Raw genomic sequence first — 11,927 nt, forward strand, 5'->3', positions numbered from 1 at the left:
GTACTTTTGGCTTGTACCAACGCTGCAATGATGAAAAAAACGATGATGACGGGCCTGCTGCTCCTGGGTAGCGCCGCGGCTTTTGCCCAGATGGACACGGTGAGCTACGCCCAGGAGCGCCGGGAAATAAAGGCGCTGCTGCACACCCCGGGCGCCGCCAACGGCCCGGCCGGCTGCAACGACGTTGTGATGGTGGGCGCCAAGGGCGATATTTCCTTTTCGGCGCAGGAGCACCGGGCCGTACAAACCAAGGAAAAGATTATTTTCAAATCGGTGAAGCCCGTGCCCGGCAACGAAATCATCCGCGTCTACGGCGGCACGTCGGCCGTGGTCAACTGGCTGGCCGATGTGCAGCTGAACGTGGACGGGCGCGACATCGCCCTGAAAGTGCGCCGGCTCGAAGTGTACGTCAGGAAAGCCGCGGGCTGGTGCCGCGTCGCCGGTCAGGGGACCGAAGTTGATGAGAAAATGTTTTCCCTGCGCCCCTGAGCCGGCCCGTTTCCTCAATAATTACGCCCGCCCAACCTGCCCCAGGTGGGTATTCTGAAAACCGCTGCTGTACTTCAGGCCGTAGCCCAGCGCCCGGTCGAAGGCGCTGTGGAAGAGCAGCACGGTGCCCGCCAGCAGCAGCAGCGGCTGCCCCAGTGCCCAACCGGCCAGGCCCACCGCCACGGCCAGTGCCTTGTGGTGCAGCAGGTTGTAGCTGAAGGCGCCCACGCGGGGCCCGGCCAGATAGCCCAGCATGCTCAGGTCGGGCAGCAGGAAGGTGGCGGGCAGCACCCACCAGGCGTAGGGCAGTTGGGTAAATACCACCACGGCCAGCAGCATTTCGGCCAGTTCTTCGGTTTTCAGCAGGTTTTTCATGGGGGCAAAAGGTTGGGTTGATTGATGACCCAAAATTCCGATGGCCGCATGCTGCGTTTCGTTAACAAAAGCTAAGAAATGCGTTCTGACGTGGGGCCTCACCCCCTAACCCCCTCTCCCCAGGGAGAGGGGGCACCGGTTCTGCGTAAGTAGGCCGTCTGGCTCCCCTCTCCCTGGGGAGAGGGGCCGGGGGTGAGGCCCCACGTCAGAACGACGCAACTGAAAGGCAGCCGGCTACTTCCCGCCGCTTCCGCGCGTCACCCGGGCCCGGATGCGGCTCAGCGACACCGGCGTGATGCCCAGGTAATTGGCTACCAAATGCTGCGGCACGCGCTCCAGAATCTTGGTTTTGCCGCTGCTGAGCAGAGCTAGGTACCGCTCTTCGGGCGACAGCAGCAGTTGCTCCACCAGCCGGGCGTCGGTGCCCAGCAGGTGGTATTCGGCCACGAGCCGGCCAAACCGCTCGTACACCGGCCACTCGTCGTAGAGCTGCCGCAGCACGGCGTAGTCGAACACCTCCATTTCGCAGTCGGTCAGGGCCTGAATGCTGAGCTGGCTGGGCTGACCGGTCAGGCATCCGGGGTAGTCGCCCATCAGGTGGTTTTCGAAGAAGAAATAGGTGGTGCGCTCTTCGCCGTCGGGTTGGGGGTAGTAGAGCCGGCAACTCCCTCGCAGCAGCAGCGCTAGCTCTGGACGTCGCTGCCCAGCCTCCACAAAGTGCGCGCCCCGCGCCAGTTGATACGGCCGTAGCGCGGCGGCCAGTGGCGCCCACTCGGCATCGCTAAGCGTGGGCAGGAAGCGTTGGATGTAGGCGCGGAGGGGGTGAAGCATGAGCGGTAAAGGTCGTGCCGAAGCTTGGCAGCATTTATTCTTCAGAATGTGGGTATATAGTCGAGGCAGACCCGTTACAGCACCTCCACCACCTTGCCATACACCTGCTTTGTCCAGCCGTTGATGTGGCCTTTGTTGTTGCCGATTTGGCAGCCTTTATCGGCATTCTTGGCTTTCACCAAATGGGTGAAAAACCGCCCTGATACCTTGCAATACACGATGTCGCCCACCACAACTTCTTCCCAGGTGGTCGGGGCCAGGCGATGCTCCTGGTTCGATTTGATAAGCGGCACCATGGAGTGCCCTTTTTCTTTTGTTACGAATGATTCGCCCTTGACCAAGCGCTCCATTTTAAAGTTTTTCATTCCATAAAAATAGCTAGAAACCGATTTTGAGGCGTCAGGTGGGCATCCGGTCACTCGCGGTGCTGTTACAGTTCTTTCAGAATCGGCAAAGCGGGCATTGCTGACCGCATCGATACGAAACCAAAGGAAAAATTTCCTCGTTGCTACGGAAAATTTTCCCATCTTTGGGAAGGAATTATTCTTTAGCTTATGACTGCCCACGCCACGCCTCCCACCGCTGTGTACTCGCCCGCCCTGCGCGGCCTGCAAGCCACTGTGGCCGATTCCTTCGCCCTCGTGATGGAGGCCCGCACCGGCGTGCCCGCCAAAACGGCCTTCGACGTGGGCACGCTTTTGCAGCTACAGGCTCAGGAACTGGCCGACCTGCTGCACACCACCACCAAAACCCTGCGCGCCTACCGCGACGGTAAAAAGCGCCTGGGCCCCGCTGCCAGCGAGCAAATCCTCAAGCTGCTGGCCCTGGCCGCCCACGGCGAGGAAGTATTCGGCAGCCTGCCCGCCTTCCGCCGCTGGCTCGATAAGCCCGCGTACGGCCTCGACAACCAGCCCCCGCTGGCCCTGCTCGAAACCAGTGGCGGCATCGACCTGGTAGCCGATGAAGTAGCCCGCATTGCCCACGGCGACTTGGCGTAAAGTGGAAATCTACCGCATCTGCCTGGCCAAGTACGCCGGCGAACTCGTCGCCTCCGGCAACCCCGGCCGCTGGAACCTGCGCGGCCAGCTGGTCATTTACGCCGCCGGCAGCCGCGCCCTGGCCTGCCTCGAAAACGTGGTGCACCGCAGCGGCGAAGGCCTCAACAGCCTCTTCAAAGTTATTCGTATTGAAATTCCTGATTCGTTAGCCATCGAAGAACTAACCTTGGAACAAATGCCCCAGGAGTGGCAGCTGCCGCGCCACTACGCCCGCTGCCAGCCACTCGGAGATGATTGGTATCGACGCCAGACGGCGGCCGTGTTGCGCGTGCCTTCCTCCATCATCGCCCACGAGCACAATTATGTGCTCAACACCCGGCACCCAGACTTCGCGCAGATTCGCATTGCGGGATGGGAGGATTTTGAATTTGACCCGCGGATTAAAGAAGCATAAACCGACACAGGAACTCACACTTGAGGCGCTTGGCTGCCCAGCCGACGCACACGTAGCCCACCTCGTTGTAAAACCTCAGGGTGGTATTCAAGACGAGCCCAATTGATTCAGCCGGCCTCTATATTTGCTAATGCCATCGGCTAATTCGGGAGGGCGGGCCCGAATAAAACCGGTCAGTTGCTTGACTCGAAGGGTCCTTTTGCTTTCCTCTTTTTATATGGTTAATCTGCTAACATTGCGCCGTTTTCTTGCCCTAACTATTGTGGGCGCCGCAGGTATGGCCTCCTGCACCAATAAAAACGAAGCCGAACCAATCGGGGGAATAGTGCAAGGAGAACTGAATGTTGCTGGCGCCACCAGCGCCGTCACGCTCATTGGAACCAACGGCAAAACGGCATCGGTAGCGCCCGACGCAACTACCGGCAAGTTCGTTTTTGACAAGGTGGTCCCCGGCACGTACTCTCTCTCCGCCGTGCCGGCCGGGGGGTACCACGGCCCCAGCGCGTTTCCCCTCACCGTGAAAGCCGGCGAAACTGCTGCCGCCAAGCTGGTCTTCAACCGCGACTACTCGATGGTGGGAACGATGAGTTGGGAGCAAAACGGGGTCGCCTACACCGCATCCCAACTCAAGGGCTCGCTTTCCTGGGGTGGGCTGACCATAACCGGCACCACTGCCCCTTTGCCGGGGGGCGGAACCCGGGAAATTGCCCTAATGCTGCCAATGGATGGGATTAACAACGTGGCGCCATTCCAAGGAGTGGGAGCGTACCCGCTCGGTACGGGCAAGCTCCCGCGCGCATGGGGGTTTTATTACTTGAATAACAATTTTGACCAGGCCGCTACCGATTTTTCCAATCAGCAGCTGGGCCAGGTTCAGGTCACCCGTTTCTCCACGAAACCCAATGTTGCCAGAGGAACCACTGCGAGTGGGACTTTCGAATTCACTGCTCCCGTGCTGTTAAACACCACGGGAAGCTCACCCGCCACCATATCCGTTACGAACGGAAAATTCGACGTCACATATTAACCGGTAAGAGTGATTTCGGGCAGATAGCGCCCACAAAAAAGCCCTGCTTCCGGCAGGGCTTTTTTATTAGCTCAGAGCAGGAACTACCGCACACCCAACCGGTTCCGGCGCCAGCCCGAAGCCTCCGCACCGGCTGCTTCAGCAGTCGCAGCAGCAGCTTTGGGTTTCTTGGTTTCGAGCAGCAGGGCGGCCAGCGCGGCGGCTACTTTGGCTGTGGCCTCGTCGGGCGCGGCGGGAACGAGGTTGGCGGGGCTGAAATGGTCCTTGATGAAGTTGGTGTCGAAGTCGCCGCTCACGAAGGCGGGGTGCGTCAGCACGTAGCGGCCGAAGCCCAGCGTGGTTTCGATGCCCGTGATTTGATACTCCTCAATGGCGCGCAGCATGCGGGCAATGGCTTCGGCGCGGTCGGCCCCGAAGGTAACCAGCTTGGCAATCATCGGGTCGTAGTAAATCGGAATGTCCATGCCCTGCTCGAAGCCGTCGTCGACGCGCACGCCGGGGCCCTGGGGGCGCACGTAGGTGCTCAGGGTTCCGATGTCGGGCAGGAAGTTGTTTTGCGGGTCTTCGGCGTACACGCGCAGCTCCAGGGCGTGGCCGGTGATGGTGAGGTCGTCCTGCGCGAAAGGCAGCGGGTAGCCCTCCGCTACGCGAATTTGCTCTTTCACCAGGTCGAGGCCGGTGATTTGCTCAGTCACGGGGTGCTCCACCTGCAGGCGCGTGTTCATCTCCAGGAAGTAGAAGTTGCGCTTGTCGTCGAGCAGGAACTCCACCGTGCCGGCGCCCGCGTAGTTGCAGGCGCGGGCCACGTCCACGGCGCAGCGGCCCATGGCGGCACGCAGCTCGGGCGTGAGCACGGACGAAGGGGCTTCCTCAATCACCTTCTGGTGGCGGCGCTGAATGCTACACTCGCGCTCGAACAGGTGCACGATGTTGCCGTGCTCGTCGCCCAGCACCTGAATCTCGATGTGGCGTGGCCCGGTCACGAACTTCTCAATGAACACCGCCCCGTCGCCAAACGCCGACACGGCCTCGTTGATAGCCAGCTGCATCTGCTCCTCAAACTCGTCGGCCCCGTTCACAATGCGCATGCCCTTGCCGCCGCCGCCGGCCGAGGCTTTAATCAGGATGGGGAAGCCCACCTCCTCGGCAATTTGCTTGGCCGCCGCCACGTCGGAAATGGCCTCCGCCGTGCCCGGCACCAGCGGAATATTGTAGGCTTGCACGGCCTGCTTGGCCGAAAGCTTATCGCCCATGATTTCCATGGCCTCGGGGCTGGGGCCCACGAAAATCAGCCCGGCCTCGCGCACCATGCGGGCAAAGCCGGCATTCTCGCTCAGGAAGCCGTAGCCAGGGTGAATGGCATCAACGCCCAACTCGCGGCAGACTTCAATGATTTTATCGCCGCGCAGGTAGCTGTCTTTGGAGGCGGGGGGGCCCACGCACACGGCCTCGTCGGCGTAGCGCACGTGCAGGGCGTTGCGGTCGGCTTCGGAATAGATAGCCACCGTGGCAATGCCCATTTCTTTGGCCGAACGCAGGACGCGCAGGGCAATTTCGCCGCGGTTGGCCACCAGCAGCTTGGTGATTTTTTTCATGAATGGGGTGGGAGTCGGGAGAACGAATGAGCAAAAGAACGCCATGCTGCGCGCAGCATGACGTTCTGAATTTCTGTAATCAGCCGCAAAGAAACTGCGAAACCGCGCGCCGGCCGCAAACCTGCGGGGTATTACCCGGTTGTTATGCCCTAATTATGTACAACCGCCACGTGGGGAGTACCTTTGTGATTAGGTAGGTATTGGCTAGCGCCAAAAGTTGATTTCCCCGCCCACCACCCATTTTTCACCCTATTCCGTTTTTTCAGTGGATATATTCGACCGGATTTCGGCCAACCGGGGCCCGCTGGGCTCGCACTCGCACTATGCGCACGGCTACTTCACTTTTCCCAAGCTCGAAGGCGAAGCCGGCCCGCACATGGAGTTTCGCGGCCGTCGCATGCTCAACTGGAGCCTCAACAACTACCTGGGCCTGGCCAACCACCCCGAAGTCCGGAAAGTAGACGCCGAAGCGGCCGCCGAGTACGGCATGGCCCTGCCCATGGGCGCCCGCATGATGAGCGGCAACTCCAACCTGCACGAGCAGTTGGAAGACCAGTTGTCGGAATTTGTGCAGAAGCCCGCTACTTGCCTGCTCAATTTCGGCTACCAGGGCGTGGTGTCCATCATCGACTCGCTGGCCAGCCGCCACGACGTGATTGTGTACGACGCCGAGTCGCACGCCTGCATCATCGACGGCGTGCGCCTGCACGCCGGCAAGCGCTTCGTGTACCGCCACAACGACATGGCCAGCCTCGAAAAGCAGCTCACGGCCGCCAAGCGCATCACCGACGAAACCGGCGGCGGCATCCTCGTCATCACCGAGGGCGTGTTCGGCATGTCGGGCAACCAAGGCGACCTGCGCGGCGTGGTGGCCCTGAAGGAGAAGTTCAGCTTCCGTCTGTTCGTCGACGATGCTCACGGTTTTGGCACGATGGGCCCCACCGGGGCCGGTACGGGCGAAGCACAGGGCATTCAGGACGGCATCGACATCTATTTTTCGACCTTCGCCAAGAGCATGGCCAGCATCGGCGCCTTCGTCTCGGGGCCTGAAAGCGTGATTGAATATTTGCGTTACAACATGCGCAGCCAGATTTTCGCCAAATCGCTGCCCATGCCCCTCGTGGTGGGCGCCATCACGCGTTTGGAGCTGATTCGGACGAAGCCGGAGCTGCGCGAAAATCTCTGGACCATCGTGCACGCCATTCAGAACGGCCTGCGCGAAAAAGGCTTCAACATCGGCACCACCACCTCGCCGGTGACGCCGGTATTGCTGGAAGGCGAAATCCCCGATGCCACCCAGATTACGCTGGATTTGCGTGAGAATCACCACATTTTCTGCTCTATCGTGGTGTATCCGGTGGTGCCCAAGGGCGTGATTATGCTGCGCATTATCCCCACGGCGGTGCACACCCTGGAGGATGTAGCGGAAACGATTACGGCGTTTGAGGCCGTGGCCGATAAGCTCAAAAAGGGCCTCTACAGCCGCACCACGGCCGTACCACAAGCCGTATAGTTTTTGGTTTGCTAATCTGACTAGCGCCGGCTTCCCGCAAAGGAGGCCGGCGTTTGTTTTGCACTATAGTTAGAAACCGGCGGGCACGCCAAAACTCAAAAAAGGCCTTTTTAAAACGAAAATCGGCCTCTAAAAGCAGGGGAGGGGGTTTTGAAAAAAAAGTGAAAAACTTGCTTGTATTTGAAACCCCTGTATATTAGGGCCGTCTTAGCACTGCAATAGACTCATTTTTCACCCCAACCCCAAACCCCCAATGAACAATTTCAGCAAACTGAAAGACCTCGTGATGTCGCTCGAAGACGATTTCTCGAAATTCTACGACAAGCAGAACGCTGCCGCCGGCACCCGCGTGCGCAAAGGCATGCAGGAGCTGAAGACGATGGCCCAGGAGTTCCGCACCGAAGTGCAGAACACCAAAAACGCCGCCGCTGGCGCTGGTGCTGGTGGTGCTGCCAAAGCCGCTCCGGCCAAGAAAGCCGCTGGCGCTGCTGGCGGTGCCAAAGCCGCTCCGGCCAAGAAAGCCGCTGCCAAGAAGTAATTCCGGACCACGGATTCGCGCGGATTTTCCGGATTTCGCGGATTTTGTGGACGAAAGAAAAAGGCCCCGCCAACTGGCGGGGCCTTTTTTGTGGCCGTCGGGTTGTGGGGCTTATACCAACTCAACCAGGTAATAGCTCTGTCGGCCTTTCTTCACCACCAGGTACTTGTCGTGCAGCAGGGGCAATTCGGCTACCAGCGTATCCGGCGAGGTGAGCTTGGTGCCATTGGTGCTCAGGCCGTTGGACTGCACGAGCTTGCGGGTTTCGCCGCGGGAAGGCAGAATCTGCTTGTCGGTGGCTTCGCTCAGGAGCACGGCCACGTTCATGCCGGCGGTTTCGGCGCGGGGCACGCGCAGGTGCGGCAGGCCGGCAAAGGCGTCGAGGAGGATAGACTCGCTCAGCGTAGTGAGGTCGCCGCCTTTGCCGAACAGCACTTCGGAAGCGGCCACAGCACCCTCGTAGGCGGCTTCGGAGTGCACCCGGATGGTGACGTCCTTGGCCAGGGCTTTCTGCAGGATGCGCAGGTTGGGGTTCTGGGCGTGCTCGGCTTCGATGGCCTCGATTTCCTCCTTGCTCAGCAGCGTGAACACGCGGATGAGGCGCGGGGCGTCGGCATCGGCCGAATTAAGGAAAAACTGATAAAACTGGTAGGGCGAGGTCATGGTGGCGTCGAGCCACACAGTGCCGGTTTCCGACTTGCCGTACTTGGTGCCGTCGGCCTTGGTGATGAGCTGGCCGGTGAGGGCGTAGGCTTTGGCGTCGGTGCCCTCGGCGTTGGCCACGCGGCGAATGAGCTCGGTGCCGGTGGTGATGTTGCCCCACTGGTCGGAGGCACCCATTTGCAGGGTGCAGCCCAGGGCTTTATTGAGGTGCACGAAGTCGTAGCCCTGCAGCAATTGGTAGCTAAACTCGGTGTAGCTCAAGCCGTCGGCGCCGCTGTCCTCGTTGCCGCTGATGCGGCGCTTTACCGAATCCTTGGCCATCATGTAGTTCACCGTGAGGTGCTTGCCAACTTCGCGCAGGAACTGCAGGAAGCCGAAGCCCTTGAACCAGTCGTAGTTATTTACCACCAGCGCGCCGGTGGGGCCTTCCGAAAAGTCCAGAAACTTCTCCAGCTGGGCCTGGATGCCGGCCTGGTTGCGGCGCAGGGTGGTTTCGTCGAGCAGGTTGCGCTCGGCCGACTTGCCGCTGGGGTCGCCAATCATGCCGGTGGCGCCGCCCACCAGAGCCACGGGGCGGTGGCCGGCGCGCTGCAAATGCACCAGCAGCATAATGGTGGCTAGGTTGCCGATGTGCAGCGAGGCGGCCGTGGGGTCGAAGCCGATATAGCCGGTAATGGGCGCGTTCGTGGCGAGGTGTTCGGCGGTGCCGGGCATGGCGTCGTGGTACATGCCGCGCCAGGTCAGTTCTTCAATGAGGGACATGGGGTCTTGGGAACTTGGAGGGCTGGTTTCGGAACTGCTCATTCAGGCTGCATCCTTAAACCAAGCGGTAATAAAGAATGGCAAAGGTAGGGGTGGGCTCAAGCAAGCGCTAATTTTGCGCCGGAGTAGCCAGGTCAGGTTCCTAATTCCCCAACATCCCATGCCCCAGTTAGAAGCCGACGCCATTCTGAAGCAGCTGCAGCAGCGGCAGTTTCACCCCGTATATTTTTTGCAGGGCGAGGAGCCGTACTACATCGACGTGGTGGCCGATTTGATTGAAAAAACGGCCCTGGCCGAGCACGAGCGCAGCTTCAACCAAGTGGTGGTGTACGGCAAGGACGTGGACGTGACGGCCATTCTGGGCCAGGCCAAGCGGTTTCCAATGATGGCCGAGCGGTCGGTGGTCATCGTGAAGGAGGCCCAGACGGTGGCCGACCTGGAGCAGGAGCGGAGCTGGCCTTTTCTGGAGGCTTACCTGAAAAACCCGCTGCCGAGTACCGTGCTGGTGTTTTGTTACAAGCACAAAACGCTGGACTCGCGCAAAAAGCTGGGCAAGCTGCTTACGGGCAAAGACTCGCCGGCCGTGCTGATGACCAGCAAGAAGCTCTACGACAACCAGGTGCCGCAATGGCTCACGGCCAATGTGCGGGCACGCAACCTGCAAATCACGGGGCAGGCCACGGCCATGCTGGCCGAATACATCGGCGCCGACCTGGGCCGCCTGGCCAATGAGGTCGACAAGCTGGCACTCAACCTCAAGCCCAACCAGCCCATCGACGAAGAACTGGTGCAGCGCATGGTGGGCATCAGCAAGGACTACAACATTTTTGAGCTGCAAAAGGCGCTGGTGCAGCGCGACGTGCTCAAGGCCAACCGCATTCTGGCCTACTTCGCCGCCAACCCCAAAGCCAACCCGCTCATCCCGAACCTGACGCTGCTGTTCAACTTTTTCACTCGGCTGCTGGTGCTGCACCAGGCCGGCCCCAACCCGCCCGATGGCGTGTTCAAAAGCCTGGGCATCACCAACAGCTTTGCCCAGAAGGAAGCCCAGCAGGCCCTGCGTGTGTTTCCACTTGAGCGGGTGGTGAGCCTCATTCACAGCATCCGGCGGGCCGATGCGCAGAGCAAAGGCATTGAGAGTGGTTCGATGGACGACGCCGAGATTCTGCGGGAACTGGTGTGGCTGATTCTGCACCCCGTACCGGCCGGGGTGCTGGGGTAACACTTCCACCGAGGGCGCCGTAGAAGTCAGACTTTCACCTTCAACCTGATTTCACTCATGAGCAATACCCTTGGTGGCATGATTGCCGGCCTGTTTGGCGGCCGCAAAAACGAAGACGGCACCCGCGCCGGTGGTTCTACCTCCGGCAGCTTGGTAAAAGGCGCCCTGGTGGCGGCTGGCGCCGCTTATTTGTATAAGCGGTACAAGAACGGCAACCTGAACATCCCGGGCCTGCCCGGCAGCACGCCCAAGTTCAAGTAAGCCGACGGTTTCGACCATCGTCAAAAACACAAAAGGCCCCGGTAGCAACTGCTGCTGGGGCCTTTTCCTTTGCTCGCATATTACCGGCCTTATCCGTTCAGCTGTAATTGAAAGGTGCCCCGGGGCTGCCACTGCTGGCCGTCGTGCCGGAAAAGGGTGATGTTGTGCACGGTAAAAGTGGCGGCGTAGGAGCGGGCAGCAAACTGCTCGCGCAGCTCCGGCACCTGGGCGGGCGGCAAGTCGCGGGTGGCCAGCGTGAGGTGCGGGGTGAAGGGCCGGTTTTCGGGCTTAACTTCCGGCAAATGGTTTTGGCACCACGCCATCAGCGCGGCGTGAAAGCTTTGCAGCGCCCTGGCCTCGCTCACGTGCACAAACAGCGTGCGGCTGCCAAACCAAGCAAACCCATCCAAGCTCACGGAAAACGGCCGTTGCGTGGCAGCAAATCCAGTTAGCGCGGCCGTGCAGGCGGCTTCAAAATCATCGGGTTGGCGCATGGGCGGCACCAGCGTGATGTGCGGCGGCAGTCGCACAGCGTTGCGGCTGCTGGTGAGGCGGTGCACCTCTTGCTTCAACTCCCAAATTTCGGAAAACACGGGCTCGGGGGGCAGCAGGGCCACCAGGTATAGCGCGTTCATGAGCGGGAGCTATTGCGCGGGTAGCACCGGAAACTTCTCAAACAGGGCTTCTACGGCGTCATCAATGCTCTTGGTGAGCTTGTCGGCCTTGGGGCTGAGCACGCTCTTCACCGAGCCCTGCCAGATGAGTTCCTGGCGGGCGGCATCTACCAGCTCCACGGTGGCGGTGCCTTCCTCATAGCGGCCCACTACCACGTCCTGGCTCTGCCAGTGGTAGTTGCGCTGGCCAAGGTAAATGGGCGCGTCGCGCAGGGTGGTTTCGCGGGTTTGCACCTTGTCCTGCGTCACCACGCCGATGTTTACCAATAGGTCGGGCGAGGCGGCGGGCTGGTAGCCGCGCCGCTGCATTTCCCGGCCAATGGCTTGTTTGAGGGTTTCGATGCCCGTGCCAGGGCCTTGGAAAGCGGCCTCATTGCGGGCCGTCACGTCCATAAAATTATAGGTTTTATAGGCCCGAAAATCAACGTTGGGGGCTTGTTCAGTATGCTGAACTTGCTCAGCGGCACAGCCCGTTAGGGCCAGCAGGAGCAGTAAGAAGTAAGTTTTCATGAGTGGCGGAAAGAA

The 11,927-nt window shown here is 60.4% G+C and carries 14 protein-coding genes and 1 pseudogene; 8 read left to right on the plus strand and 7 right to left on the minus strand.

Annotation, left to right across the window (positions count from 1 at the left end; all coding sequences use genetic code 11):
* Positions 1–27: 27 nt before the first annotated feature.
* Positions 28–489: a nuclear transport factor 2 family protein gene (locus tag MTP16_RS17565; protein ID WP_243512300.1), complete on the plus strand. Its 462-nt coding sequence runs from the start codon at positions 28–30 to the stop codon at positions 487–489.
* A gap of 21 nt (positions 490–510) precedes the next feature.
* Here the strand turns inward: MTP16_RS17565 and MTP16_RS17570 are convergent, their stop codons facing one another.
* From MTP16_RS17570 to MTP16_RS17580, 3 genes are all read right to left on the minus strand, one after another.
* Positions 511–864: a DUF4260 domain-containing protein gene (locus MTP16_RS17570; RefSeq protein ID WP_243512303.1), complete on the minus strand. Its 354-nt coding sequence runs from the start codon at positions 862–864 to the stop codon at positions 511–513.
* Positions 865–1,098: 234 nt separating this feature from the next.
* Positions 1,099–1,695 carry a Crp/Fnr family transcriptional regulator gene (locus MTP16_RS17575; RefSeq protein ID WP_243512306.1) on the minus strand — a complete coding sequence of 199 codons (597 nt, stop codon included), beginning with the start codon at positions 1,693–1,695 and terminating at the stop codon, positions 1,099–1,101.
* A gap of 74 nt (positions 1,696–1,769) precedes the next feature.
* Positions 1,770–2,222 carry a hypothetical protein gene (locus MTP16_RS17580; protein WP_243512309.1) on the minus strand — a complete coding sequence of 151 codons (453 nt, stop codon included), beginning with the start codon at positions 2,220–2,222 and terminating at the stop codon, positions 1,770–1,772.
* 27 nt (positions 2,223–2,249) lie between these two features.
* On the opposite strand from MTP16_RS17580, the gene parS reads away from it, so the two are divergent.
* From parS to MTP16_RS17595, 3 genes are all read left to right on the plus strand, one after another.
* On the plus strand, positions 2,250–2,693 hold the full coding sequence (gene parS, locus MTP16_RS17585; RefSeq protein ID WP_243512312.1) for a type II RES/Xre toxin-antitoxin system antitoxin: 444 nt from the start codon (positions 2,250–2,252) through the stop codon (positions 2,691–2,693).
* A gap of 1 nt (position 2,694) precedes the next feature.
* A complete protein-coding gene (locus tag MTP16_RS17590; RefSeq protein WP_243512315.1) occupies positions 2,695–3,147 on the plus strand; it encodes an RES family NAD+ phosphorylase in 453 nt (150 codons plus the stop codon).
* 217 nt (positions 3,148–3,364) lie between these two features.
* Positions 3,365–4,174 carry a DUF6252 family protein gene (locus MTP16_RS17595; RefSeq protein ID WP_243512318.1) on the plus strand — a complete coding sequence of 270 codons (810 nt, stop codon included), beginning with the start codon at positions 3,365–3,367 and terminating at the stop codon, positions 4,172–4,174.
* A gap of 83 nt (positions 4,175–4,257) precedes the next feature.
* Here the strand turns inward: MTP16_RS17595 and accC are convergent, their stop codons facing one another.
* Positions 4,258–5,769 carry an acetyl-CoA carboxylase biotin carboxylase subunit gene (accC, locus tag MTP16_RS17600; protein ID WP_243512320.1) on the minus strand — a complete coding sequence of 504 codons (1,512 nt, stop codon included), beginning with the start codon at positions 5,767–5,769 and terminating at the stop codon, positions 4,258–4,260.
* Positions 5,770–6,034: 265 nt separating this feature from the next.
* On the opposite strand from accC, the gene MTP16_RS17605 reads away from it, so the two are divergent.
* Both MTP16_RS17605 and MTP16_RS26030 read left to right on the plus strand, forming a co-directional pair.
* Entirely contained in the window at positions 6,035–7,282 is a 1,248-nt protein-coding gene (locus tag MTP16_RS17605; RefSeq protein WP_243512322.1) for an aminotransferase class I/II-fold pyridoxal phosphate-dependent enzyme, read from the plus strand.
* A gap of 253 nt (positions 7,283–7,535) precedes the next feature.
* A pseudogene (locus tag MTP16_RS26030) lies at positions 7,536–7,706 on the plus strand (histone H1); the annotation flags it as partial.
* Positions 7,707–7,931: 225 nt separating this feature from the next.
* Here MTP16_RS26030 and tyrS read toward each other — a convergent pair.
* Complete coding sequence (gene tyrS / locus MTP16_RS17615; protein WP_243512327.1) at positions 7,932–9,245, minus strand: tyrosine--tRNA ligase; 1,314 nt, start codon at positions 9,243–9,245, stop codon at positions 7,932–7,934.
* 160 nt (positions 9,246–9,405) lie between these two features.
* Here tyrS and holA point away from each other — a divergent pair, with 160 nt between their 5' ends.
* Positions 9,406–10,467, plus strand: coding sequence for a DNA polymerase III subunit delta (gene holA, locus MTP16_RS17620; protein WP_243512329.1), 1,062 nt, complete (start codon positions 9,406–9,408; stop codon positions 10,465–10,467).
* 57 nt (positions 10,468–10,524) lie between these two features.
* The gene (locus MTP16_RS17625; protein WP_243512331.1) at positions 10,525–10,728 is read left to right on the plus strand and encodes a hypothetical protein; all 204 of its coding nucleotides are present in this window, start codon (positions 10,525–10,527) and stop codon (positions 10,726–10,728) included.
* Between the two features lie 89 nt (positions 10,729–10,817).
* On the opposite strand, the gene MTP16_RS17630 is transcribed toward MTP16_RS17625, so the two are convergent.
* Complete coding sequence (locus MTP16_RS17630; RefSeq protein WP_243512333.1) at positions 10,818–11,363, minus strand: 2'-5' RNA ligase family protein; 546 nt, start codon at positions 11,361–11,363, stop codon at positions 10,818–10,820.
* Between the two features lie 9 nt (positions 11,364–11,372).
* Positions 11,373–11,912, minus strand: a complete 540-nt coding sequence (locus MTP16_RS17635) for a DUF4136 domain-containing protein (protein WP_243512335.1) — start codon at positions 11,910–11,912, stop codon at positions 11,373–11,375.
* Positions 11,913–11,927: the final 15 nt, after the last annotated feature.

It is taken from the genome of Hymenobacter monticola (assembly GCF_022811645.1).
Taxonomy (GTDB): Bacteria; Bacteroidota; Bacteroidia; order Cytophagales; family Hymenobacteraceae; genus Hymenobacter; species Hymenobacter monticola.